Source organism: Streptomyces sp. NPDC056061 (assembly GCF_042266885.1).
Lineage (GTDB): Bacteria > Actinomycetota > Actinomycetes > Streptomycetales > Streptomycetaceae > Streptomyces.
Map to the genome: position 1 here is coordinate 87,217 of NZ_JBHJWQ010000026.1, position 24,105 is coordinate 111,321.

Sequence of the window (24,105 nt, forward strand, 5' to 3'; positions counted from 1 at the left end):
GCTTCGTCCGGTGTGAAGACCTGCGATGGTGTGTGCGGATGCGTGCTGACGTGCGTGCCGCCGGTTCCTCCGGTTCCCCCGGTGTTCCGGAGTTCTCCGGCTTGTTCCGATCTTCCCCGGCTTCCCGACCTCCCCAGCTTTCTCCGGAGCGGGAGGTTACTGCGCCGGAGGGGTTTTCGTCCCGTGTCGGCTCCGGTGCACGGGCCGCGACCGGACGGCTGCGGGCCGGTTCCGGGGTCGGGCCTGTTGCGGGTCAGGGGGTAGCAGGCGAGGCCGATGAGCACGGCGATGAAGTGCCCGAGGTCGGTGAAGGAGCGGCCGGCGATGAGCGGGACGCCGTAGAAGACGAGGACGGCGAAGAGGTACACGTGCCGCCAGGGCGCCGGCACCCGGTAGGTGAGGACGGCGACGACTCCCGCGAGCGCGTAGCTGATGCCGATGTCGAGCGTGTTGGCCGCGGACTGCGGTACGTGTCCGTGCCGGATCGCCCAGGCCAGGGCGCCCTCGCTGAAGAGGGAGGCGAGGACGTGCGCGGAGAGGGCCACGGCGAGCCAGCGCAAGGTGCCGAGCCAGTGTTCGGCGCGGGCGTGGAAGACGGTGTAGAGCACGGCGGAGGGGAGCCACCGGCCGCCGTCGATCCAGAAGGCGCTGGCGATCAGAACGCGCACCGGGTCCTGGGAGAGCTCGTGGATGTTGGTGGACCGCTGCCGCAGGAACTCCTCCTCGAAGTCCGGCGACATCTGGTGGACGATCACGGTGGTGACGAAGAGCGCGGCCAGCCAGAGGTACGTGCCGGGCGCGCGGCGGATCCATGAGCCGATGCCGCGGAGCCGCGAGCCGATGCTGTCGGCCGACCGGGCGGGCGGGGCGGGGCTGCTGGGGGGCATATCCGATTGACGCACGGTTCTGGGATCGTCCGCGTGATCGACATTCCGGACGAACTGATCGCCACCCAGTCCAAGTACAACGGGGCGGCCGGGCGGGCGTTTCTCGCGGCGTTGCCGGGGCGGGCGGCCGAGTTCCTGGAACGGTGGGGGCTCCGGCGCGACGGCGCGGCGTTCCACGGGGTGTGCGCGCTGGTGCTTCCGGTGGTGCGGGTGGCGGACGGCCGCCGGGCGGCTCTGAAGCTCCAGCCGGTGGACGAGGAGACGGCGGGGGAGCCGGTCGCGCTGCGGGTGTGGGGCGAGGCGGGCGCGGGGGCCGTGGCCCTGCTCGACCACGACGCGGCGACGGGGACGCTGTTGCTGGAGCGGCTGGACGGGCGGCGATCGCTGGCGGAGGTGGCGGACGGGCGGGAGGCGGTGCGGGTTCTGGCCGGGGTGCTCGCCGGGCTGTCGTCCGTACCGGCTCCGGCAGGATGCGGGCTGCGGCGGCTCGGGGACGTCGCGGTGCGGATGGTGGCCCGGACGCCGCAGGCGGTGTCCGCGCTGGCGGACGCGGAGGAGCGGCGGCTGCTGGCGGACTGCGCGGCGGCGGTGCGGGAGGTCGCGGCGGAGCCGGGGGACCGGCTGCTGCACTGGGACCTGCACTACGGGAACGTGCTGGCCGGCGAGGAGGAAGGGGAGAGGGGCGGGGCGGGCCGGGGCCGGTGGGTGGCCATCGATCCGAAGCCGCTGGTGGGCGATCCGGCGTTCGAACTGCTTCCGGCGCTGGTCAATCGGTTCGACGTGGTGGCGGTGCGGTGGCGGTTCGACCTGATGACCGACGTGCTGGGCCTGGACCGGGAGCGGGCGCGGGCCTGGACGCTGGGCCGACTGCTGCAGAACGGGCTGTGGGCGGTTGAGGACGGGGATCGGCAGCTGGCACCGGAACAGGCGGAGATCGCGCGGCAGTTGCTGGGGCGGGGACGAGGGCGGGGACGGGGTCGGTGAGGGGCGCGCCTACGACCCGGGGAGCAGGAGGGAGCCCGATCCCCGTTGCTCCCCAGGTCGTTACGCTGCCCTCATGATTCGTACCGCCACACCGGCCGACGTTCCTGCCATCCACGCGATGATCCGTGAGCTGGCCGACTACGAGAAGGCCCTGCACGAGGCGAACGCCACCGAGGAGCAGCTGCGCGAGGCGTTGTTCGGCGACCGGCCCGCCGCGTACGCGCACATCGCCGAGTCGGACGACGACGGCGAGGTGATCGGCTTCGCACTGTGGTTCCTGAACTTCTCCACCTGGCGCGGGGTGCACGGAATCTATCTGGAAGACCTGTACGTACGGCCGGAGCGGCGGGGCGGCGGGCACGGAAAGGCGCTTCTGACGGAGCTGGCGCGGATCTGCGCGGAGCGCGGCTACCAGCGCCTGGAGTGGTCGGTGCTGAACTGGAACGCCCCCTCCATCGCGTTCTACGAGTCCCTGGGCGCGCGCCCGCAGGACGGGTGGACGGTGTACCGGTTGACGGACAAGGCGTTGGCGGAACTCGGCGCGCGGTAGGTCGCGGACCGGCGCACGGTGGGCCGCGGACCGGCTCGGCCTGCGGAGCCGTGTGTCGGTGCCGCCGTTCGTTGTCGGTGCCGTGGGCCACGATGGACCCCATGGCGCAGAACAGCAGGAAGAAGCAGGACACCGTGGCGGCGGCCCGGCGGCCCGAGGTGCGGCTGCCCCCGCTGGTGCCGTACGGCGGTGAGGGCCTGGCGCCGGACGGGGACTACGACGGCCTGCGCTTCGGCGGGACGGACCTCGCGGACGAGTCGGGCCCGGGGGCCCGGTTCATGGACTGCGCGCTGGACGGCTGTGCCCTGGACCGAGCGGATCTGGGCAACGCCCGCTTCATCGACTCGGTGCTGACCGGTGTGCGGGGAGTGGGTACGGACCTCGCGGGCGCGTCGCTGCGCGACGTGGAGGTGGTGGACGCGCGGTTGGGCGGGGTGCAGTTGCACGGCGCGGTGCTGGAGCGGGTGTTGGTGCGCGGCGGGAAGATCGATTATCTGAACCTGCGGAAGGCACGGCTCAAGGACGTGGTGTTCGAGGGCTGCGTGCTGTCCGAGCCGGATTTCGCGGGGGCGCAGCTCGTGCGGGTGGAGTTCCGTGACTGCGTGCTGAGACGGGCCGACTTCAGCTCCGCCCGGATGGAGTCGGTGGACCTGCGGGCGGTTGCCGAGCTGGACATCGCCCGGGGCGTGGAGCGGCTGTCGGGGGCGGTGATCAGTCCGTCCCAGCTGATGGAGCTGGCGCCGGCGTTCGCCGCGCAGATCGGGGTGCGGGTGGAGGCGTAACCGAGGGAGCGGGGCGGGGCGTGGGGTGCACGCGCAGGTGCGGGCACGGGCGATTCGCCCCGTGCCCGGGGTGGGTACGGGGCGCGCCCGGGGTGGGTACGGCTCGGGTACGGGGTGGGTACGGCTCGGGCACGGAAGCAGGTCAGATGCGGGGGAAACGAGCCTGGAGGTCCCAGATCGCGGGGTTGTCGGCGAGGCCGTCGTGCAGGTCGGCCAGGTCCGCGATCAGGTCGTGCAGGAAATCGCGGGCCTCGCGGCGCAGCAGCGAGTGGCTGAAGGTGAGCGGGGGCTCGTCGCCCGGCATCCAGTCGGCCTCGATGTCCACCCAGCCGAAGCGGCGCTCGAAGTACATCACGTCGGACGACTCGGTGAAGTCCAGCTCGGCGTACTGCCGCCGGTGCGAGCGGCTGCCGCGCGGATCCTGGTCGATCCGCTCGACGATGTCGCACAGCGCCCACGCGAAGTCGAGCACCGGCACCCATCCCCAGGCTGTGGACAGTTCGCGGTCCGCCTTGGTGTCCGCGAGGTAGACGTCCCCGGAGAACAGGTCGTGCCGCAGGGCGTGGACGTCCGCGCGGCGGTAGTCGGTCTGCGGCGGATCGGGGAAGCGCCTGGAGAGGGAGTAGCCGATGTCGAGCACGGTTCGATGGTCCCACGCCCACGGGGCCGTCAACGACGGGGCGGCCGGTGATCTCGATCGGGTGGTAGGCAGGCGAAAAAGCGGCTTTGGCATATGCCGAGTGCATAGTTTTTTGTCCATGGTCAGTTCACCTCATGAAGCGCAGCATCGGATTTTCCAGGAGAATCCGACGCTGTTCACCAGTGCTTTCCGGGCGCTGGGCGTTCCCTTCCCGGAACCGGTCGCTGTCTCTCTCATGGACACGGACCTGACCGAGATGCGTCCGATCGAACGGCATGTGGACACGCTGCTGCGGATCGACGTCGTGGGCGGCAGTTGCTACTTACTGGCGATCGAAGCACAGGGCAGGAAGGACCCGGAGAAGCGGAGCAGCTGGGCGTATTACCTGGCTCACCTGTACGCGAAGTTCCGGTATCCGCCGGTGCTGCTGGTCGTCTGCCGGGACAAGTCGACCGCCGAATGGGCGGCCGAACCGATTCGTATCGGGCTGGAGAAGCACCCGAGCCTCGCTGTCTTCCCGCTGGTCCTGGGGCCGCACAACGTACCTTTCGTGACGGATGCCGTGCAGGCCGCCGAGGACATCCCGATGGCCGTGTTCTCGGCGATCACACATGGTAATGATCGGGACATCGCTGCCATACTGAAAGCCCTGGCCGTGGCGCTTGAGACCACGGACGCCGATGCTGCGGCGGTCTTCGCCGAATTCACCGAGGCTGGTCTGGGTGACACTCCGGCCCGCGAGATCTGGAGGAATTTGATGAGCACGAGCCTCAGCCACTTCCGCGGCATCGTCGCCGAGAGCTTCCGCAACGAGGGGCGTGAAGAAGGACGCGAAGAAGGGCGTGAAGAGGGGCGTGAAGAGGGGCGTGAGGAGGGGCGCGAAGAAGGACGTCAAGTGGGGCGTGAGGAGGGACGTGAGGAAGGACGTGAGGAAGGCGTCGCGAAGGAGCGTGCCCAGAGTGTGCTGCGACTGCTGGACCACCGGGGTGTGGACGTGAGCGACGCCGTCCGGGAGCGGATCGGTTCGTGCCGTGACCTGCGGACGCTCGACCTCTGGGTCGACCGGGCGTTCACGGCGAAGACGACCGATGAACTCCTGGGCCGTGACTGACCTGCCGCTGGTCCCGCCGGTCCCGTCGGGGCCGGCGCCCCTGCCCTCTCAGCCGGTGGCGCCCCCGGAGGGCTCGGTCTGCAGGTGTCTCAGCCACTTCCGCGGCTACGTCGCCGAGAGCTTCCGCGAGGAAGGACGGCGGGAGGGGCGGGCGGAGGTCATGGCGGAGGTCATGGCGGAGGCTCAGGTGGCCGAGCGGGCGCGGCTCGTGTCGTACATCCTGGCGTGGCGTGGCGTGGCCGTTACGGAAGAGGCCCGGGAACGGATCGATGCGTGCCGGGACCTGGAGGTGCTGGGCACATGGTTCGACCGTGCGATCACCGCGTCGGCCGTCGATGAACTCTTCGAGCACCGCGACTGAGCCGCCGGGAGACCGGTCACGGCAACAGCCGCTGTTCCTTCGCCACGGCGACGGCGCCCGCGCGGGTATCGATGCCGAGTTTGTCGTAGATGCGGCCCAGGTGGGTCTTGACCGTGGCCTCGCTGATGAACAGGGCGCGGGCGATGTCCCGGTTGCCCAGGCCCTGGGAGAGCTGGGCCAGGATGTCGAGTTCGCGCTCGGTGAGAGTGGGCCGGGGGCTGCGCATCCGGGCCATGACGCGACTGGCCACGGGCGGGGAGAGGGTGGTGCGGCCCTGGGCGGCCGAGCGGATGGCGGCGAAGAGTTCCTCCGGCCGTTCGGCCTTCAGCAGGTAGCCGGTGGCGCCCGCCTCGATGGCACGGGTGATGTCGGCATCCGTGTCGTACGTGGTGAGGACCAGCACGTGGACGCCGGTGGCGGAGATCCGGCGGGTGGCTTCGACACCGTCGATGCCCTCGCCGAGCTGGAGATCCATCAGAACGACGTCGGGGCCGAGCCTGGCGGCAAGGGCGACGGCCTCCTACCCGCTGCCCGCCTCCCCGACGACCTCGATGTCCGGTTCGCTGCCGAGGAGGGCGAGCAGTTCGGCACGTACCACCGCGTGGTCGTCGCAGAGCAGGATGCGGACGGGCGGCGGCGCGTTCATGCGAGGTCCTCCGGGGCCGGAGCGGGAGTGGGTGCGGGGGCAGGGGCGGGTGCCGGGGTGAGCGGGACGGCGGCGGACAGCACCGTACCCTCGCCCGGGGCCGACTCGATCGTCAGCGTGCCGCCGAGCTGCCGCAGCCTGGCCCGCATCGCGGGCAGTCCGTGGCCGCGTACGCCCGCGGTGCGTTCGGTGCTGCCGGCCGGCACGAAGCCCTGGCCGTCGTCGGCGACGTCCAGGACGATTTGGTCGTCGAGATGGGTCAGCGTCAGGGCAGCCTCCGTCGCGTGTGCGTGCTCCTTGACGTTGGCAAGCGCCCCTTGGGCGATGCGCAACAGGGCGGACTGCACGCGGTCGGGCAGCACGGCGTGCTGTTCCCCCTCCACCTGTTCCCCCTCCACATGGCAGCGGACGCTGAGCCGCCCCTGCGCCTGTGCCGTCTCACGGGCGGCCAGCGTGCGCAGGGCCGCCTCCAGCCCGCCGCCCTCAGCCAGGTCGGCCGGTGCCAGGTCGTGGACGAAGCGGCGGGCCTCGGCGAGATTGCACTCCGCGATGCCCGTCGCCGTACGGATGTGGCGACGGGCGGTGGCCGGATCGGCGTCCCAGGTCCGGTCGGCGGCCTGGAGCAGCATCTGCTGACTGGACAGGCCCTGGGCGAGGGTGTCGTGGATCTCCATCGAGAGCCGCTGACGTTCGGCGAGGGTGCCTTCGCGACGTTCGGTGGCGGCGAGTTCGCGGCGGGTGCGCAGCAGGTCGTCGATCAGTTCGCGCTGCCGCTCGGACAGTTCGCGCTGCCGCTCGGACAGTTCGCGCTGGCGCACGGCCTGGCGCTGCATATGGACAAAGACCGCCGTTGCGACGGCTGCCACGGCGGGCGGGGCGAGCACCAGGTTCGGGTCGAAGCCGCCGGCCAGGCGCAGTTGTGCGGCGACGACGAGGAGCGTGAGCAGGGCGACGAGTGCGAGCGCGGCCCGTGGCGGGAGAATCCGCAGCCCGGTGTAGAAGAGCGGGACCGCACACCAGGCGAAGCTCGGCGCGAGGACGACCACCACCATCCACACGGCGACCAGCACCCCCAGCCACACCAGGCTGCGCGGTGTCGGACGCGATCCGAGCACCGGCCCGAGCACGTAGAGCACGGCCAGGGCGACCGACAGCGCGATGATCCACGGGGTACGTGCCTCGCCCGGGTGCCGCAGCAGGAAGCGGGCCAGCGAGGCGCCGAGGAGCATGAAGAACGCGGCGTGCATCAGGAACATGAGCCGTCGGGCATCCGGGTCGTCGGAGTCGTCCGTCCCGTGCGTATCGGCGAAGGCATCCGCCCCGTGCATGCCGCTGAAGCCGTCCGTCCCGTGCGTAGCGGTGATCGTGTCCGCCCTGTGCGTATCGGCATCTGCGGCACACCTGTCGGCCGCGACGCCGGAATGGCGGTCGGACACGGTGTCGGGCCTTCCCGCGGCACCGTGGTCCGGCCACCCCGCGGTTCCGTCGCCCGTCCGCCCCTCATCGGGGCCGGGTGCCGACCGGGTTTGGTGCTCCTTCACCTCGCGCCCCTCGCTGCTCACTTTCATGTCGATGCTGTTGACCTGCACAGACACACCCATGGTCACCCGGGACGGCCACACCCGCATCAACCGATCGGCCGATGGCGCCGTCGGCCGATCCGCGCGTCGGATCGAGCCGGTTCGTCGACCGCGCAGGGGCGGAACCGGCCGGAGGATCGATGGCAGAGCGCAAGGAGCTCGTCCACTGCCGTCGAATTCGCCGAAACCCGGCTTTCCGCCGAAACCCGGCTCTCCGCCGAGTCTCGATTCCTCGTCGAGTCCGGATTCTTCGTCGAATCCCGAATGCGTCGAAATCCGAGTTCACCGAATCACGAATTCGTAGAAGGAGTCCACCATGAAGAAGCTGTCGCTGCGTGCTCGTGTCCTGACCGGTGCCGTCGCCGTGGCCGCCGTCGGCGCCGGAACCTTCGGTGCGATGTCCGCCAGTGCCTCCAGCCCGGCCGCCGCGCCCGCGGCCGCCGTCAAGGCCGACACCTCGAACCGCAACCTCCAGCAGACCACCCACCTGACGGTGGCCGCCGCCACCAGGGCCGCGCAGGCAACCCTCGACGCCGCGAAGAAGGAGAACCAGCGGGTCTCCGTCGCCGTCGTCGACCGCAACGGCAACACCATCGTCACGCTGCGCGGCGACGGCGCGGGCCCGCAGTCCTACGAGGCCGCGGCGAAGAAGGCGTTCACGGCGGTCTCCTGAAACGCTCCCACCTCCGAACTGGCCGAGCGGCTGGAGCAGGCCCCGACGCTCAAGGACATCCCCGGCACCCTGTTCCTCGCGGGCGGCGCCCCGGTCCAGGTCAAGGGCGCCCCGGTGGCGGCCATCGGCGTTGCGGCCCTGTTCTCCCGAAGCTTCCGCGAAGTGACAAGTAACTCAGCGTGTCGTTAGGGCCTTGGCTTCTGTGTGAGGTTCAGGAACCTCGCTGCCGGTGAGGGCGGCGAAGTCGTCGTGCGCCTGGGCGACGGCTTCGGGGTACGCCGCCCGTTTCTCGTGCTCGGCGAGTGCCCGGTAGATGCTGGCGACGGAGGGGTTCTGACCCTTGCGCTTGCCGGTGGGGATGATCAGATCGGGCTGGATCTGCTCGACGGACTCGCCGCCCGCGCGGCGCCGCAGCACGGTATGCAGCATGTCCTCGGTGATGACCGGCGGCCGGCCGCCGTGCTTGCCCTTGCGGGCCGCGGTGTCGAGCCCCTCCAGCGTCGACTCCCGAATGTTCTCCCTCTCGGTCTCCGCCATCGCGGCGAAGAACGCGAACAGTAGCTTGCCAGGCCCGGTGGGGTCGTAGATGCCGGGCAGGGGCCCGGCCAGCATCTCCAGCACCAGGCCATGCGCGGTGAGGTGGTCGGCGAGCGCGGTGAGCTCGGCGGCGTCACGTCCGAGCCGCTTCATCTCGTACACGGTGAAGATGACCCGGCAGTGCGGGGCGTGCGCCTTGACCTCCCGCACCATCCTCAGCGCCTCCTCGAACCGGGGGCGGACGCGGACGCGGGTGCTGATCTTCTCGCTGAAGATCTTGTCCCTCGGGATGCCGTGCTTGCTAAGCGCGTCGAGCTGGGAGTCGAGTTCCTGCCCGAGGGGCGAGCACCGCGCGTATCCGATGCGGATGTCCGCGCTCGGTAGGTCCGGGTCGGCCGGCGCCGACGGCGGGGTGCCCGGCCGCCACGGCCGCCCCGGACCGCGGTCCGCCGGGGTCGGCACCCGCAGCGCCTTCTTCAGCCGGGGCACCATGGTGAAGCGGCGGGTGTGGTAGGCGGAGGCGACCGCGCCGCCGCGCGAGCGGCAGGGCGAGCCGGGCTGGGCGTCACACTTCGGGCAGGTGTGCTGTTCGACGTCGTCGGCGTCCGACCGGTCGGTCGGGGAAGGCCGCTGAGGGTCCGTCATGGGCCCGGATTTTCGCACAATGCAAGTCTCAGAAGGGAGTCTGTCCCACTTTTAAGTGAGAACGGGTTCTGCGAACGAATCCGGGTGCGATGAGGGTTCGGCGCCCCGTGATTGATCTTGCTCGCGCAAAGGACCGTTTATGAGAATCACGGTCCGTGCCGGTCGCCACGCACAGTTACACGTCGGGCGAGGGGCAGTGAGCGATCTTCCCTGGGCTCGCGCATCAGTGCGCCCGGCTCGTCCGGGGGCGACGGAGCGGCCGACGGGCCGGGATGGTGACCAGCAAAGGCGGAAGTCCCCCGATCGCGCGGATCGGGGGACTTCACCAAGCGCCGGCCCGGAGCGGCTCATGTTGCGGCTCCGGGTGCCGGGTGCCCGTTTTTACGCGGCCGGGTTGAGTTCGGCTTGGCCGAACAGCAGGGCCCAGCCGGTGGGGAGCTGGTGGAGGATGCGGGTGATGAGGTCGGGGCCAGCGTGGGCGGTGACAGCGGCGAAGACGGAGCCGGTGTCCCAGCGGGTGGTGGCCAGGGAGGCGCCGGAGCGGGCGGCGAGGTCCTTGACGAAGGCCCAGCCGGTCAGCGGCTGGGTGTCGGGAATCTGTGCGGTCAGGACGCGTGCGGCCTCCAGGGGCAGGCAGGCGGCCAGGTCGACGCGTTCGTCGCCGGTCAGCTGGCGTCCCAGCCCCGAAAGGACCAGGCGGACGGCTTCCTCAGCTCGCTCGCGGGTGGGGTAGGCGCCTTCGTAGCGGACCTTCTCCAGCATCTGCTCATACGCCGTCGAGTACGGCTGCTGGTGCTCAAGCGGTACGCGCACGTCGGTGATCACTGCGGTGCATGCCTTTCGTCAAGCCGGGGTCGGGGGGGTGCCGGTGTACGGCACCGGTGGTCAGGTGGGCTGGGGGCGGCCGAAGAGGAGGTCGTAGCCGACCGGGAGCTGGAGCAGGATCTGCCCCAGCAGGTCGTCGCCCGCGGTGTCGGCGACCGTGGACAGCACGGCGCTGACGTCCCAGGTCGCGGTCTGCTCGGTGGCGCCCTCGATCCAGGCCGCAGTCGCCCGCACGAACCGCTCCGGCGGCAGCGGCTCGGCACTCTGGAGCGGGTTGAGCAGGATGAGAGCGAATTCCTCCGGCAGGCGTGCCGCGAGCTGGGCGCGGACCTCGCCGACCAGGTGTGCGCCGAGCAGGGCGAGCACTACGCGGGCCGCGCGCTCGGCTTCCTCTACAGTGCCGTACTCGCCGCGTTCCTTGACGTGGTCGAGGAACGCTTCGTGTCGCAGAGTCATCCCGGCCGCCACCCCTTCTGGTTCGGATGCCCGTAGGGGTGCGGAGGGCGGGTGAGGGGGAGATCAGGTGCCCGTCCTCCGCACCTGTCCGGCCGGTGTCAGCCGGAGATCTCCTTGTGGCCGGTCCCGACGCCGATGGAGATCTTGCGGGGCTTGGCGCGCTCGGCGATCGGGATGCGCAGGGTGAGCACGCCCGCGTCGTAGTCGGCCTTGATGTGCTCGGTGTCGAGGGTGTCGGCGAGCACGATCTGGCGGGAGAAGACGCCCAGCGGCCGCTCGGACAGTTCCATCTGCACGTCGTCGGCCTTCGCCACCGGCCGACGCTCGGCCTTGACGGTGAGCATGTTCCGTTCGACGTCGATGTCGATCGCGTCGGCGCTGACGCCGGGAAGGTCGAAGGCCACCACGTACTCGTCGCCCTCGCGGTAGGCGTCCATCGGCATCGCCGACGGCCTCGACCAGGTCCCCGGGCCCAGCAGCTGCTGCGTCAGCCGGTCCAGCTCACGGAAGGGGTCAGTGCGCATCAACATCGGGAAAACACCTCCAGCAGGTTCAGGCAGTTACTGCCAATGCGCCTCACTGACACCGTTGTAACATGTCATCCAATGGATGACAAACACGATGTCGTCAGCTCGATGACAAACCCAGGGAGGTGTCCGTGACCCCGGCCGAGCAGCCGTCCACGACCGGCACCGACGCCCACAGCCCGGCGTCGTTCCTCGCCGCCGCGGCGGCCCTCAACGCCATAGACGACGCCTTGCGCGAAGCCCAGCAGGAGGCTCCGAACACTTCCGATGCCGGGCCGGGCCCGGAGCAGGCCCTGGCCTCGCTGATGCTGCTGCGGCAGGTCCGCGAGCAGCTCGCCGGATGGGAAACCGGCCTGATCGAAACCGCCCGCGACGCGGGCGCCAGCTGGGCCGACCTCGCCCCGCCCCTCGGCGTCGCCAGCCGCCAGGCCGCCGAGCGCCGCTACCTGCGCGGCCGCCCCGGCCCGGTGGGGAGCACCGGTGAACAGCGCGTGACGGCCACCCGCCAGGCCCGGGCCGCCGACCGCACCACCGCCGCCTGGGCCCGCCGCAACGCGGCCGACCTGCGCCGTATCGCCGGCCAGATCACCGCACTCACCGACCTGCCCGCCGCCGCCCGCCGCTCGTTCAGCGAGCTTCACGCGGCCCTCGCCCACGACGATCCTGCCGACCTCATCGCCCCCCTGGCCGCCGCCCGCCCCCACCTGGCCGCCGCCCACCCCGATCTCGCCGCCCGGCTCGACACGCTCACAGCCCCGTAGTACGGGTCAACGGTCCAGCCGCCCGCCGACAGCGCCGGGCCTGTGGGTCTTCAGGATGCCGACCCGGCCGCACCGGCCGCCGCCGACCGTGCGGTTTCCGCCTCGGGCGGGGTGCGGGGGCCCGGCAGCGTGGCCACCGCGGCGGCAAGGTCGAGGTGGGAGTTCATGTCCAGCTCGAACCGGCCGTAGGGGTTCACGTGCGTCCAGAACAGCGGGGACAGGGCCCGCCGGTCGGCGTCGGTGAGCCGCTTCTGCCACTTCTCCTCGCTCAGGATGTCCTGGAGGAGCAGGGTGTTGACGTGCACCAGCGCGGACTGGAGCAGGTGCAGGGCGAGCATGGAGACCTCCTGCGACTCCTTGTCGGAGCCGGTCAGGTCGCCGTCCTTGCCGTAGAACAGGTCGTGGTTGGCGCTGTTCCAGTTCTCCACGACCTGGAGCCCGTCGTTGATCTCGCGGCGCAGGTCAGCGTCCGCGAGGTAGTCGCAGATGAACGCCGTACGTGCCGCCCGCCCGAGTTCCTCGATCGCCCGGTAGGTGGGGTGCTTGGGTCCGCCGCGGGTGAAGCGTCGCAGGACCTGCTCGGCCTCAGCGGTGCCCAGGCGCAGGGCGGTGGTGTACTTCACGATCTGGTCGTACTGCTGGCGGATCAGGTCCCAGTCGATCGTCTTGGCCGACAGCACCGGCGCCAGGTTCGACCAGGTGTCGTCCTCCCCGGCCGCCGGCCGGTACAGCCGCGCCGATCCGACGTTCTTCAGCCTGGGCAGCAGGTTGAAGCCGAGCATGTGGGCGAGGTAAACCCGACGATGGAGGCGCCGTGCGTGTCGGTGTACTGCCGGTCGATCTCCACGTCCGTGCAGTGCCGCAGCACGCCCTCGATCATCGCGGCGACCTCGGAGGCCGAGCAGGATTTGAGCTGGCTGTAGACGCACAGCGACTTCTTCTCGACGTGCCAGTAGATCATCACCCCGGGGCCGCGGTAGCGCTGGTGCCACTCGGTCATGAAGTTCGAGGACCAGGAGCCGAACTTCTTGGAGTCGCTCGCGCAGGCGGTGCCCTCGCCCCACCACGCCGCATCGCGGGCGGCGAAGGTGGAGTTGACGAGCCGCACCAGCGCGGAGCGCAGGTTGGCCCGGTTGACGAACAGGTGCCGACCCGCCGCAGTACGGCCTCGCTCTCGCCGTGCTTGCCGGTGACCGCGACCCGCTTGATGCCCATGTTCGTACCCAGGGCGAACAGCACCAGCAGCAGCCGGCGCCGCAGCACCGCCTTCGGTACCGCCTCGCGTGTGGCAACCGAGGTGAATTCGCCGGTGAAGCCGGTGGCGAACTCGGCCTCATTAAGGATGTCGATCAGGTCGATGGTGCCCCAGCGGCGTTCGATCTCCGCCTTCAGCGCAACCAGGTTCTCCGGCTCCTCCTGCTTGCCCAGAGGCGAGACCTTGATCCACGGCTCGCCGTTCCGGCGGACGATGTCCACCCCGCCCGTAGTGCCCAGTTCCGGCGCCGTGTCGAAGCGAGTCAGGGCCTCGCGCAGCCGCTTCTGAAGGGCCCCGATGAACTTCTCCGGGTCCTGCGGCTGGCGGATCGCGTCGTAGTGGACATCGCGGTTGTCCTCGAAGTCCGGTGGCAGATCGTCCTCCGGGTTCTGCCACCGGTTCGCGCCCGGCACCCAGATCTCCCGCCGCCGCAGCGCGTCCCGCAGCGAGACGAGCACGCACAGCTCGTACGGGATGCGCTCGACCCGTCCGCGCTCATCCACCACCGCCTTGCGCCACGCATCGCGCACCACCCCCGCCAGCGGGATCTTCTCCGCCTCGTCGAAGAACGCGCCCTCCTTGGCGATGGGTTGGTCCAGGTACCGCTTGAGCAGGTCGATCGCGTCCATCACCGGCCGGTAGGCGGTGTTGTTGCACTTCAGCTCCAACGCGTTCAGCAGCGGCGAGAGCATCCGCCGCCAGTGGTTGGAATACGACGAGCGCAGCACCGTCCGCACCCGGGCCCGGTAACGGGCCTCGTTCGCCGCGGCCTCCGCCGCCAAGGCCTTCAGCATGGACTCCCCGGCCACCGGATAGATCACCTTGCGGACCGTGCCGCCCGGCTCGGCGACCGCCGCCTCCGCCAGCCGCAGCAAGATGCCCTCCTTGCCGCGGACCCGCTTCATCTCCTTGTTGAACTCGCCCTCGACCTTCTTCTCCGCCCGTGTGTTGATCTTCTGCACGAGCTGGATGAACAGCTCCACCAGCGAGTCGGTGATCTCCGTCTCCCGCACGTGGCACAGCGTGGACAGCAGCGTGTAGCGCACCGGGCCGGCAGCCGCGCGCAGGTCCGAGGGGTACTCCTTCGACGCCCGTGCCCGCCAGGCGGCCACCAGCTTCTCCGACACGTCCCCGAACAGCTCCGGCGGCAGCTCCAGCGCGCGCACCCGCTGGAGCTTGTTCACCTCCGTCAGGAGGCTGTCCAGTCCCAGCGCGCCCGGGTCGGCCTTCAGCTCGGTGAAGAACGTGCCCCCGCCGCCCGTGCTGTCCTCGCTCGCGTCGGCGTCCTCGGCGATAAGGTCATCCAGCTGGGACCGGGTCGCCGCCGACAGCCGGCCCACCGTGTTCGCGCAGAACCGTTCCTCGAAGGTGTTGACCGCCGACCCCACCAGGCGGGTGATACGCCCCGGCGTGGGCGGCTCCAGCCTGTCCTTGCGGCAGCGGGCCACCACGGCCCCCGCCAGCCGGTCCCTCGACAGCTCCACCCCGCACAGCTCCACCGCCAGCCACTCGGCAAGTTGGGCCTGGTCCTCCTCCGTGCACTCGCGGAAGCCAAATGCGCCCCGGATCTCCACCCGGTGCCGCTTGATCGCCCGCCCCGCCCAGTCGTACGCGGCCCACTCCTCGGCGGGCACCTTCACCTGCTGGGCGACGTACGCCACCGCCGGCGCCGGGATCTCCTCGGCGGTCGTCATGACCGGACCAACGTCGCTGAGCACGGCCCCCGATGAACCCAGAAGATCGAAAACGCGGACAAGCACACGCCAGATCCGCTACAGAGAGCTACTTGTCACTTCGCGGCAGCTTCGGGAGAACAGGGCCGTTGCCGATGCCCCCAGTGGTGACCTCGACGAGAAGTTCGCCCAGGTCGGCGTCGCCGCCCTGGCCCGGTAGGCGCAACACCCCCGCACACCGGAACACCCTCGGGGGTCTGTCCGGCCCACGACCGCGACAGGATCCACCGGACAGCCGGACAGCCGGACAGCCGGACAGCCGGACAGACCCCAGCACGCCAGGAGTGGACGGGAACGCCCTCCGACCCGTAGCCGTCCTCCGACCAGATGTCCGCGCCGCCCGGGGGCCGGACCGGCTCGTCCGCGAAAGGGCGGGGCCACGCGGCAGCCCCTACGATCGCGGGTGTGGATCAGCGAACACGCGTACGTCGCAATGTGTGCTCCGCCGCCCTCGCCCTGCTGGTTCTTGCGGTCTCCACGGGGTGCTCGGGCGGGGTCCGGGGCACCCCAGGCGCGTCCGGCCTGCGCGATCCGTACTTTCCGAAGCTCGGCAACGGCGGCTACGACGTCACGCACTACGACCTCGTGCTCGACATCGACCCGCATGCGCACCGGCTGCGCGGCACCGCCACGATCACTGCACGCGCCACCCAGGATCTGAGCGCCTTCAACCTGGACCTGTCCGGGCTCACCGTGCAGAGCGCGACCGTCGACGGCCGACGGGCCGCCGTCAACCGGGCCGGTGACGAGCTGACGCTGCGACCCGCGACCGAGGACGGCGAACCGCTCCGCAAGGGCGACACGTTCCGTACGGTGGTCCGCTACTCCGGTTCGCCCAGGACCCTCACCGACCCCGACTCCTCGGAGGAGGGCTGGCTCCGGACGGAGGACGGGGGCGTCGGGCTCGGCGAGCCGGCCGGTTCCATGGCCTGGTTCCCCGGCAACAACCACCCGAGCGACAAGGCGACGTACGACATCACCGTCACCGTCCCCCGCGGCCTCACGGCTGTCTCCAACGGAGTGCTGGCCTCCCGCACCACCGGCGCGGGAGGCTCCGGCACGTACCACTGGCACGTCGCCGAACCGATGGCGAGCTATCTCGCCACGGTGGCCGTCGGCCGCTTCGACACGAAGACGTCGACCACCCCGGACGGCATCGAGGTGTTCACCGCCGCCGACACGACGGTGGCGGCGCAGAGCGCGCCGGTCCTGGCCCGGGTGCCCGAGATCGTGAAGTGGGAGGCGGACCGCTTCGGCCCGTACCCGTTCTCCGCCACCGGTGCGATCGTCGGGCGGGACGGGGACGCCGGATACGCGCTGGAGACCCAGAACCGCCCGTTCTTCCCCGGTCCGCCGGATGCCGGGCTGCTGGTCCACGAGATGGCGCACCAGTGGTTCGGGAACTCCGTCACGCCGAAGAGTTGGCGGGACATGTGGCTCAACGAGGGATTCGCGACCTACGCGGAGTGGCTGTGGGAGGAGGACGAGAGGGACCGCCCGGTCGGGGAACGGTTCGACGAGGCATTCGACGAGGACGCCAACTGGGCCTTCCCGCCCTCAGATCCGCCCACCGCCGCGGACATCTCGCGGGCACCGGTGTACGGGCGCGGTGCGATGGTCGTCCACAAGATCCGGCAGGCCGTCGGGGACGACCGGCGCTTCTTCGCGCTCGTCCAGGGGTGGACGAAGGCCCACCGGCACGGCAACGCCTCGACCGCCGACTTCACCGCCTACGTGGAGCGGACGACCGGCAAGGACCTGACCGGGCTGTGGGACACCTGGCTGTACGGGAGGAGCCGGCCCGCCTCGAAGGGCTGACCGGCTCCCGTGGTGTTCCGCACTGCGTTTCCCTGCTGCGTTCCTCGCTGCGTTCTGCGCTGCGTGTCCCGCTCGCTCCGGGGGTGTTACTTCACGTTGACACCGTCCCAGGCGGCGCCGACGGCCTTGAGCTCGGCGCTGTCGGCACCGTACAGGTCGGTCGCCGCCTTCTCGGTCGCCGAGCGGGCGTCCGCGTAGTCGGTGCTCGACGTCATGTACTCGGAGAGCGCCTTGTACCAGATCTGGACGGCCTTGTCCCGGCCTATGCCGGTGACGGTGGAGCCGTCGGCGGTCGGGGAGTCGTAGTCGACGCCGTTGATCGTCTTCGCGCCGCTGCCCTCGGACAGCAGGTAGAAGAAGTGGTTGGCGACACCGGAGGAGTAGTGCACGTCGAGGTCGCCGACGCTGCTGTCCCAGGAGTCCGCGGAGGCGCCGTCCTTGCTGGGCTTGTCCATGTAGCGCAGCGGCGTGCCGTCGCCGTTGATGTCGATCTCCTCGCCGATGAGGTAGTCGCCGACGTCGGTGCTGTTGTCGGCGGCGAACTCGACGGCGGTGCCGATGATGTCGCTGGTCGCCTCGTTCAGACCGCCGGACTCGCCGTAGTAGTTGAGGTTGGCGGTGGACGCGGTCAGGCCGTGGCTCATCTCGTGCCCGGCGACGTCGAGTGCGGTGAGGGCGCTCTTGTTGTCGGCGCCGTCGCCGTACGTCATGCAGAAGCAGCTGTCGTCCCAGAACGCGTTGACGTAGGCGTTGCCGTAGTGCACCCGCGAGTACGCGGCCTTGCCGTCACCGGCGATGCCGTCGCGGCCGAACGCCGACTTGTAGAAGTCCCAGGTCTGCGCGGCACCGTAGGCGGCGTCGACGGCCGCGGTCTGGCGGTCGTTGCCGGTGCCGTCGCCCCAGGTGTCGTCGTCGTCCGTGACCAGCGAACCGGTGCCGCTCTGGCCCTGGTTGAGGTCGTACGTCTTGTGGCCGCCGCGGTCGCCGTCGGTCAGCTCGTAGCCGGAACCGGACTTGGTGGTGGTCAGGTCGACCTTGCCGCTGTACTGGCTGTTGCCGACACCCGTCTCGATGGACTCGAAGCGGCGGAGCTCCTTGCCGGTGGTGGCGTCGGTGATGATGTGCATCCGGCTCGGCGTGCCGTCCTTCTGCACGCCCTTGCGCACCGACTCGAAGGCGAGGACGGGCTTGCCGTCGCTCGCCCAGATCACCTTGCGGGCGCTCGCCGCGGTCTTGATCTTCGCCGTGGTGGACGGGACGGAGATCTTGGCCTTGGTCGCCTTGGTGACGCCCTTGAGCTTCCCGTTGCCGGCGGTGTGCGTGACGAGGTCGCCGCCGAGGACCGGGAGGCCCGCGTAGGTGCGCTCGTAGCGGGTGTGGACGGTGCCGTTCGCGTCCTTGATCACGTCACGGACGATCAGCTTCTCCTGTCCGCCGAGGCCGAGCGACGCGGCGGCCGAAGCGGTGTCGGCCTGGGCCGACTTGATGGCGGCGGTGCGCAGTGAGGCAGTGTTCGCGCCGAGGTCGACGGCGCTGCGAGTGGCGGAGGTGGCGTCACGTCCCTGGTCGGGGGCGGCACTTGCGGAGCCGGTCTGGACGCCTATGACGACCATCGCGGCCGCGGCGGCCAGGGCAGCGGCGCGACGGGTGTTCATGTGGGGGGTCATGTGTTCTCCGTTGCTCGTTCCGTGGGGGGTTACGAGCGGAGAGCGTGCCATTGAATGACCAAGATTGACGGTGTGCTAACAAATGCCTCACATTTATTTGACTACTTCTTGTCCGACTGGGGTTCGTTTGTGTTCGCTATTCGGCGAAGCGTGCAAGATGCGTAGAGCGTGTGTGCATTCCGCCCGCCGGGAACGGGGGGCGTCGGGAACGCGCCCGCCGGGAGCGGGGACTTCGGGAACAGGGACGCCGGGAACGGGGGCGTCAGGAACAGGGACGTCAGGAACGGGGGCGTGGGGCGGGGTACGGGCCGCAGGCGTCCGGCGGTGGACGTACGGGAGCCCCCGGCCGCAGGACGTACGGCCGGGGGCTCCCGGATGGACGCGGGCCCGCCGGGCCCGGAGGCGTCAGATGTTGACGCCGAAGTCCTGGGCGATACCGGCAAGGCCCGAGGCGTAACCCTGGCCGACCGCGCGGAACTTCCACTCCGCGCCGTTGCGGTAGAGCTCGCCGAAGACCATGGCGGTCTCGGTGGCGGCGTCCTCGCTCAGGTCGTAACGGGCGATCTCCGTGCCGCCGGCCTGGTTGATGATGCGGATGAACGCGTTGCGCACCTGGCCGAAGTTCTGGCTGCGGCTCTCGGCGTCGTAGATCGAGACCGGGAAGACGATCTTGTCGACCTCGGCGGGCAGGCCCGCCAGGTTGACGTTGATCTGCTCGTCGTCGCCCTCGCCCTGGCCCGTGACGTTGTCACCGGTGTGGACGATGGTCTGGTCCGGCGTCGACTTGTTGTTGAAGAAGACGAAGTGGCCGTCGGAGACGACCTTGCCGGCCGCGTCGACCGCGATCGCCGAGGCGTCGAGGTCGAAGTCGGTGCCGGTGGTGGTACGGACGTCCCAGCCGAGGCCGACCGTGACGGCGGTCAGGCCCGGGGCCTCCTTGGTGAGCGAGACGTTGCCGCCCTTGGACAGGCTTACAGCCATGGGAAGTCCCTTTCATCGTCGAGTGCGGGCTTCATGTCATCACGAAGCTACCGTCACTCGTCATAACGCGAGCAGGGGACCGGGAGGTTCCTGCTCCCTTTACTTTCTTTACCGAGTTCGGGCGGCAGCCCCGGGACGGCGCCCGGGGCGGACCCGTGCGGCAAAAGAAGGTGACGAACACCGGGTGGGCCGGGGAACATGGGTGCCATGTCCGGGCCCTATGTCATCCGCGGTTCGGTCTCCCTGCCGGAGGCCGAGCTCATGTGGCGTTTCTCGCGCTCCTCCGGGCCCGGCGGACAGCACGTCAACACCAGCGACTCCCAGGTGGAGCTCCGCTTCGACCTCGCGGCGACCGAGGCGCTCCCCGAGGTGTGGAAGGAGCGGGCGCTCCAGCGGCTGGAGAGCAGGCTCGTGGACGGTGTCGTCGCGGTACGGGCGTCCGAGCACCGTTCCCAGTGGCGCAACCGGGAGACGGCTCTCGTGCGGCTCGCCGCCCTGCTGGCCGAGGCCACCGCGCCGCCCCCCAAGCCGCGCCGCAGGACCAGGATCCCGCGCGGCATCAACGAGCGCCGACTGCGCGAGAAGAAGCAGCGCGGCGAGACGAAGCGCGGCCGCTCCGGCCGCGATTGGTGACCGTCCCCGTCCCTGCCCCCGCACACGTCGTACCCGTCCCCGTCCCCGCACACGTCCGGGCGACGGACCGCACCCCTCGCACACGTCCCCGTCCGGGCGACGGACCGCCCCCCGCACGCGACGGCTCCCGCCTGCGACGGGCCGCCTCCGCGCGAGTGCCGGACCGCACTCACACACACCGTCCCGCCCCCGCACCGTCCCCCGCCGTCTCACCCCAGCCGCCGGTACCGCCCCCGGAAGTACATCAGCGGCGCACCGTCCCCGCTGGGCAGGTCCGCGCTCAGCACCCGGCCGATCACCAGCATGTGATCGCCCGCCGGGACCCGCTGCTCGGTGCGGCACTCCAGTGTGGCCAACGCACCGCCGACCAGGGGTGCGCGGGTGAACTCGCCCCGCCGGTAGGGGATGTCCTCGAACAGCAGCCGGTCGCTGATCCGGCCCTTCATCGCGAACCGACCGGCGATGTGCCGCTGGCTCTCGGCGAGCACGGAGACGGCCCACAGCGGCTGTTCCGCCAGCAGGTCGTCCATCCGCGAGTCGTTGCGCAGGCTCACCATGACCAGCGGCGGATCCAACGACACCGACATGAAGGCGGTCGCCGTCATCCCGACGTCCTCGCCGAGTCCGTTCTCGTCCAGCGGCGGCTCCTCGGCCGTGACCAGCACGACTCCGGCGGCCAGCCGGGACAGCGCGGCTCGGAACTCATCGTTGCTCACCCCCTCAGCATGGGGGACGGGAACGGTACGCGGGGCGGGAGGCTTTGTCTGCAACACACAGGCACGCTAGTCGCGGCCGATGGGTACGGGCATCGGGCCAGGGGCCGAACCTGGTCCTAGGACCTCTGGCCGCGACGGGGTGCCGCGGTCACTCGGTGTGGCGGTCCGGGTGCGTGCCGCGGTGGCCGGAGGGTGGGTGGCGGACGGAGGCGGGGCGGCGCCGACGCGGCGGATTTGCGTTCAATAAAGAACGGGCCGCCCGGTATGTTGACTTCCCTCTCTTTACCATCTGTTGTGACTTGAGTCACAGAGAGCAATTATTGCTGACCCTGTGTACCGGCGGCACAGCTCACTGTGATTCAGTGGCCGTGACACTTCATTAAGTAAGTCATCTAAGCCGTCTAAGTCATCCAAGTGGGTCATCCACGTACGTCATCAAGTGTGCCGATTTGAACCTGGAGTGCTGTCGAGGTCTCGGGGAGTGCGAACAATGGAGGCCGAGTCGGAGCCGTACGTCCGTCTTGCGGCGCTGCGGCAACTGCACCAGGCCGTGGCCGACCTCAATACGGCACGGAGCCTGGCCGACACGCTGCAGACCGTGGCCGACGGAATCGTTTTCGGCCTCGGATACGGACTCGGCTGCGTGAACATGGTCCGTCAGGACGGGGACCTCGTCGTCGCCGCGTTCGCCGGCAACAGTGCCGCAGAAGCCTTGATCACCGGCCGCGTCGGCTCGCGCTCGTCCTGGGAGCGCAGGCTGTCCATGGGCGAGGAATGGGGCGAGCTCCGCTTCATCCCGCACACGGACGGCTGGGTCCTCCTCGGCGACGACGTGCCGCAGTGGCACACCGACGGGCCGGAGCCGCGCTTCGAGGACGAGTGGCACCCCGAGGACCGTCTCTACGCCCCGATGTATGCCCCGGGTGGCGGACGCGACCTGCTGGGCGTCATATCCGTCGACCGTCCGCGCAACGGGCGCCGTCCCGGCGCCTGGGGTCGGGAGGCGCTCCAGATGTACGCGTCGCAGGCGGCCATTGCGATAAGCAACGCCCGCCTCAGAGCAAACATGCAGCGCGCCCTGGTCCGTCTGGAGCGGGAGCAGCAGGCGCTGCGGGCCAGCGAGGAGTCCTTCCGCCAGGCCTTCGAGTACGCGCCCAGCGGCATGGCCATCGCCGAGATGGGCGGCGACCAGCACGGCAGGCTGCTGCGGACCAACGACGCCCTGTGCAGGCTGCTCGGGCGCCCCGCCTCCGTGCTCCGCCGCTACTCCTTCGCCGATCTCGTCCACCCCGAGGACATCGGCACCCTGCTGCGGACCTCGGCCGAGGGCGGCCGGGCCGAGCTGCGGCTGGGGCGGCGGGACGGCAGCTACCTGTGGGTGTCGCTGCGCAATTCCGTGGTCGCGGACACCCGGGACGGCCCGCGCTTCCTGCTCACCCACGTCGAGGACATAGAGGAGCGGAAGCGCCACGAGCTGAATCTCGCGCACCGTGCCTCGCACGACGCGCTCACCGGCCTGCCGAACAGCGCGGAGCTGCGGTCCCGGCTCAGCGCCCGGCTCTGCGAGCGTCCGCACGCGGTCGCCGCCACCGCCGTCGAGACGCTGGACGCGGCCTATGCGGAAACCGACGATCCGGATTCCCGGGCACACGGCTACGAGGTGGATCCCGCGGTGGGCGGTCCGTACGACCACCACGTGCACGCCGTCGCACCGGACACCGAGCAGGACGACGGGGCGAAGGGGCTCGCGGTCCTCTTCTGCGACCTCGACGGTTTCAAGTCCATCAACGACCGGTTCGGCCACCACACCGGCGATGCCGTGCTGATCGAAGTGGCCCGCCGCCTCAGCACCTGTGTCCGGGACGGCGACACCGTCGCACGGCTCGGCGGTGACGAGTTCGTCGTCCTCGCCGACGGGCTCGGCGCCGCGGACGCCGCCGATCTGGCGGTCCGGCTGCGCAACGCGATCATCCCGCCGATCCGGGTCGACGGCCGGGCGGTGCGCGTCGGGGCGAGCTTCGGTATCGGCTGGGCCTCCTGCGGCATGACCGTGGAGGAGGTGCTTGCCTCCGCCGACCAGCGGATGTACGTGGAGAAGCGGTCGCGGGCGAAGGTTCCCCGCCGGGCGGGCTGATGTTCACGGCGGTGGTGTACCTCTGAGTACCACTGCCGCGGACCGGGTTCCAGGACGTGCGACGGCAATTCTTGGTGTGGTCCGTTCGAGGTAGGCTCGGCCGGTCGGCCACGGCTGGCACTATTCGGCGACGGCTGGCGAGATGGTGAGGAGTGACCAGGGATGACGGCCGGGAACAGCGGCGCAAACAAGCCCGATGACGACGATCCGTTCGGCTACCTGTACGAGGACGGTCAGGCAGCCGGCGCCCAGTCGCCGCGGCAGGGTGGATACGGCTACCCCCCGGTGGCCCCGCAGCCAGGTGTGCCCCGGACCTCGTACAACCAGGTGCGGGCCGTCGGGGAGCGCCAGTACGGGCAGCAGGTGCCGCAGCAGCAGCCCTACGGCCGGCCGAATGCCCAGTACGCCGCCCCGGAGACGTACCCCGGCGGTGCTCCTCACGCACAGCCCCCGCAGCAGCCCGGCCGCGGTTCCGGCAAGGGCGGTCCGAACACCAAGGGCCTGCTGATCGGTGCGGTGGCCGTGGTGCTGGTGGTGTGCATCGGCATCGGTGCCGCGCTGCTCTCGGACAAGAACAAGAAGGGCGAGAAGAAGGACGAGGCGAGTTCGTCGCAGGGGCCTGCCGGACAGGTGGACGAGTCCCCGGAGCCCGAGCCGTCCTCCAGCTCCGAGGGCCCGGTCGAGCTGCCCAAGCAGGACGCGGCGACGCTGAAGCTCGGCGGCAGTGCCACCGTCGAGCAGGCCATCAAGGGCGCGCAGGGGCCCAACGGCTCGTACGTCACCGGCTTCAACGCGGTCGGAGCGTCCGTGACGTGGAAGGCGCAGATGCAGGACGGCGGCAAGTACCGCCTGACGGTGCGCTACGCGATTCCCGCGAAGGACGCCAACGCCACGCTGACGGTCAACGGCAAGCCGAACCCGCAGCCCATCGGGCTCAAGAACTTCATAAGCTCCTCGGACCCGAACTGGGAGAAGAACTGGCAGACCACCTGGGCGCCGGTCGACCTGAGCAAGGGCGAGAACGAGATCAGCATCTCGTGCCAGGACGGGAACCAGTGCGATGTGATCCTCGACTGGCTGGAGGTCACGCCCGACGACGGCTGAGCCCCGTACGGCGTCCCGGCAGGGACGCGCGGCGACCGCGGGAGAGGGGCCCGTTGCCGCACACCCTCGGGTGTGCGGCAACGGGCTCTTATAAACAAA

The 24,105-nt window shown here is 70.3% G+C and carries 20 protein-coding genes and 5 pseudogenes; 12 read left to right on the forward strand and 13 right to left on the reverse strand.

Annotated features, from left to right (window positions below; all coding sequences use genetic code 11):
- Positions 1–245: 245 nt before the first annotated feature.
- Positions 246–887: pseudogene (locus ACFC79_RS29580) on the reverse strand (rhomboid-like protein); the annotation flags it as partial.
- Between the two features lie 24 nt (positions 888–911).
- On the opposite strand from ACFC79_RS29580, the gene ACFC79_RS29585 reads away from it, so the two are divergent.
- The 3 genes from ACFC79_RS29585 to ACFC79_RS29595 all read left to right on the forward strand — a co-directional run bounded on the left by ACFC79_RS29585 (position 912) and on the right by ACFC79_RS29595 (position 3,203).
- A complete protein-coding gene (locus tag ACFC79_RS29585) occupies positions 912–1,871 on the forward strand; it encodes an aminoglycoside phosphotransferase family protein (RefSeq protein WP_376246327.1) in 960 nt (319 codons plus the stop codon).
- Positions 1,872–1,944: 73 nt separating this feature from the next.
- Positions 1,945–2,421, forward strand: coding sequence for a GNAT family N-acetyltransferase (locus ACFC79_RS29590; RefSeq protein ID WP_376246270.1), 477 nt, complete (start codon positions 1,945–1,947; stop codon positions 2,419–2,421).
- Between the two features lie 101 nt (positions 2,422–2,522).
- The gene (locus tag ACFC79_RS29595) at positions 2,523–3,203 is read left to right on the forward strand and encodes a pentapeptide repeat-containing protein (protein ID WP_376246272.1); all 681 of its coding nucleotides are present in this window, start codon (positions 2,523–2,525) and stop codon (positions 3,201–3,203) included.
- A 142-nt stretch (positions 3,204–3,345) separates the two neighbouring features.
- On the opposite strand, the gene ACFC79_RS29600 is transcribed toward ACFC79_RS29595, so the two are convergent.
- Positions 3,346–3,843 carry a hypothetical protein gene (locus ACFC79_RS29600; protein ID WP_376246275.1) on the reverse strand — a complete coding sequence of 166 codons (498 nt, stop codon included), beginning with the start codon at positions 3,841–3,843 and terminating at the stop codon, positions 3,346–3,348.
- 118 nt (positions 3,844–3,961) lie between these two features.
- Between ACFC79_RS29600 and ACFC79_RS29605 the strand changes: the two genes are divergently transcribed.
- Together ACFC79_RS29605 and ACFC79_RS29610 are read left to right on the forward strand one after the other, a co-directional pair.
- On the forward strand, positions 3,962–4,954 hold the full coding sequence (locus ACFC79_RS29605) for a hypothetical protein (RefSeq protein WP_376246277.1): 993 nt from the start codon (positions 3,962–3,964) through the stop codon (positions 4,952–4,954).
- A complete protein-coding gene (locus ACFC79_RS29610) occupies positions 4,947–5,315 on the forward strand; it encodes a hypothetical protein (RefSeq protein ID WP_376246280.1) in 369 nt (122 codons plus the stop codon). Before ACFC79_RS29605 ends, ACFC79_RS29610 begins: the two co-directional genes overlap by 8 nt.
- 16 nt (positions 5,316–5,331) lie before the next feature.
- Here ACFC79_RS29610 and ACFC79_RS29615 read toward each other — a convergent pair.
- Together ACFC79_RS29615 and ACFC79_RS29620 are read right to left on the reverse strand one after the other, a co-directional pair.
- Positions 5,332–5,961, reverse strand: a pseudogene (locus ACFC79_RS29615) (response regulator).
- Positions 5,958–7,289, reverse strand: coding sequence for a sensor histidine kinase (locus ACFC79_RS29620; protein WP_376246330.1), 1,332 nt, complete (start codon positions 7,287–7,289; stop codon positions 5,958–5,960). The pseudogene ACFC79_RS29615 and the gene ACFC79_RS29620 overlap by 4 nt, the downstream one beginning before the upstream one ends.
- A 568-nt stretch (positions 7,290–7,857) precedes the next feature.
- On the opposite strand from ACFC79_RS29620, the pseudogene ACFC79_RS29625 reads away from it, so the two are divergent.
- Positions 7,858–8,403: pseudogene (locus ACFC79_RS29625) on the forward strand (heme-binding protein).
- Here ACFC79_RS29625 and ACFC79_RS29630 read toward each other — a convergent pair.
- The 4 genes from ACFC79_RS29630 to ACFC79_RS29645 all read right to left on the reverse strand — a co-directional run bounded on the left by ACFC79_RS29630 (position 8,389) and on the right by ACFC79_RS29645 (position 11,207).
- Positions 8,389–9,396: a recombinase family protein gene (locus ACFC79_RS29630; protein ID WP_376246283.1), complete on the reverse strand. Its 1,008-nt coding sequence runs from the start codon at positions 9,394–9,396 to the stop codon at positions 8,389–8,391. The pseudogene ACFC79_RS29625 and the gene ACFC79_RS29630 sit on opposite strands and share 15 nt — an antisense overlap.
- A 381-nt stretch (positions 9,397–9,777) precedes the next feature.
- Positions 9,778–10,221 carry a DUF2267 domain-containing protein gene (locus ACFC79_RS29635; RefSeq protein ID WP_376246285.1) on the reverse strand — a complete coding sequence of 148 codons (444 nt, stop codon included), beginning with the start codon at positions 10,219–10,221 and terminating at the stop codon, positions 9,778–9,780.
- Between the two features lie 60 nt (positions 10,222–10,281).
- Positions 10,282–10,677, reverse strand: coding sequence for a DUF2267 domain-containing protein (locus ACFC79_RS29640; RefSeq protein ID WP_376246288.1), 396 nt, complete (start codon positions 10,675–10,677; stop codon positions 10,282–10,284).
- Between the two features lie 98 nt (positions 10,678–10,775).
- Positions 10,776–11,207 (reverse strand): Hsp20/alpha crystallin family protein, encoded by a 432-nt coding sequence (locus tag ACFC79_RS29645; protein WP_216341952.1) that lies wholly within the window; start codon positions 11,205–11,207, stop codon positions 10,776–10,778.
- Between the two features lie 128 nt (positions 11,208–11,335).
- Here ACFC79_RS29645 and ACFC79_RS29650 point away from each other — a divergent pair, with 128 nt between their 5' ends.
- Entirely contained in the window at positions 11,336–11,965 is a 630-nt protein-coding gene (locus ACFC79_RS29650) for a type III effector protein (protein WP_376246291.1), read from the forward strand.
- Between the two features lie 50 nt (positions 11,966–12,015).
- Here the strand turns inward: ACFC79_RS29650 and ACFC79_RS29655 are convergent, their stop codons facing one another.
- Together ACFC79_RS29655 and ACFC79_RS29660 are read right to left on the reverse strand one after the other, a co-directional pair.
- On the reverse strand, positions 12,016–12,747 hold the full coding sequence (locus tag ACFC79_RS29655) for a Tn3 family transposase (RefSeq protein WP_376246294.1): 732 nt from the start codon (positions 12,745–12,747) through the stop codon (positions 12,016–12,018).
- A pseudogene (locus tag ACFC79_RS29660) lies at positions 12,717–14,914 on the reverse strand (Tn3 family transposase). Before ACFC79_RS29660 ends, ACFC79_RS29655 begins: the two are co-directional and overlap by 31 nt.
- Before the next feature lie 127 nt (positions 14,915–15,041).
- Between ACFC79_RS29660 and ACFC79_RS29665 the strand changes: the two are divergent.
- Positions 15,042–15,113: pseudogene (locus ACFC79_RS29665) on the forward strand (heme-binding protein); the annotation flags it as partial.
- Between the two features lie 245 nt (positions 15,114–15,358).
- On the forward strand, positions 15,359–16,771 hold the full coding sequence (locus ACFC79_RS29670) for a M1 family metallopeptidase (protein ID WP_376246297.1): 1,413 nt from the start codon (positions 15,359–15,361) through the stop codon (positions 16,769–16,771).
- Positions 16,772–16,857: 86 nt separating this feature from the next.
- Here the strand turns inward: ACFC79_RS29670 and ACFC79_RS29675 are convergent, their stop codons facing one another.
- Positions 16,858–18,438, reverse strand: a complete 1,581-nt coding sequence (locus tag ACFC79_RS29675; RefSeq protein WP_376246300.1) for a M4 family metallopeptidase — start codon at positions 18,436–18,438, stop codon at positions 16,858–16,860.
- A 405-nt stretch (positions 18,439–18,843) separates the two neighbouring features.
- Entirely contained in the window at positions 18,844–19,419 is a 576-nt protein-coding gene (locus tag ACFC79_RS29680; RefSeq protein ID WP_376246302.1) for a TerD family protein, read from the reverse strand.
- 198 nt (positions 19,420–19,617) lie between these two features.
- On the opposite strand from ACFC79_RS29680, the gene arfB reads away from it, so the two are divergent.
- Complete coding sequence (gene arfB, locus ACFC79_RS29685; protein WP_376246305.1) at positions 19,618–20,052, forward strand: alternative ribosome rescue aminoacyl-tRNA hydrolase ArfB; 435 nt, start codon at positions 19,618–19,620, stop codon at positions 20,050–20,052.
- A 209-nt stretch (positions 20,053–20,261) separates the two neighbouring features.
- Here the strand turns inward: arfB and ACFC79_RS29690 are convergent, their stop codons facing one another.
- Positions 20,262–20,768, reverse strand: a complete 507-nt coding sequence (locus ACFC79_RS29690) for a flavin reductase family protein (RefSeq protein ID WP_376246308.1) — start codon at positions 20,766–20,768, stop codon at positions 20,262–20,264.
- 490 nt (positions 20,769–21,258) lie between these two features.
- Between ACFC79_RS29690 and cdgB the strand changes: the two genes are divergently transcribed.
- Both cdgB and ACFC79_RS29700 read left to right on the forward strand, forming a co-directional pair.
- Complete coding sequence (gene cdgB / locus ACFC79_RS29695; RefSeq protein WP_376246311.1) at positions 21,259–22,902, forward strand: diguanylate cyclase CdgB; 1,644 nt, start codon at positions 21,259–21,261, stop codon at positions 22,900–22,902.
- A 162-nt stretch (positions 22,903–23,064) separates the two neighbouring features.
- Positions 23,065–24,006: a CBM35 domain-containing protein gene (locus ACFC79_RS29700; RefSeq protein WP_376246313.1), complete on the forward strand. Its 942-nt coding sequence runs from the start codon at positions 23,065–23,067 to the stop codon at positions 24,004–24,006.
- Positions 24,007–24,105 lie beyond the last annotated feature (99 nt).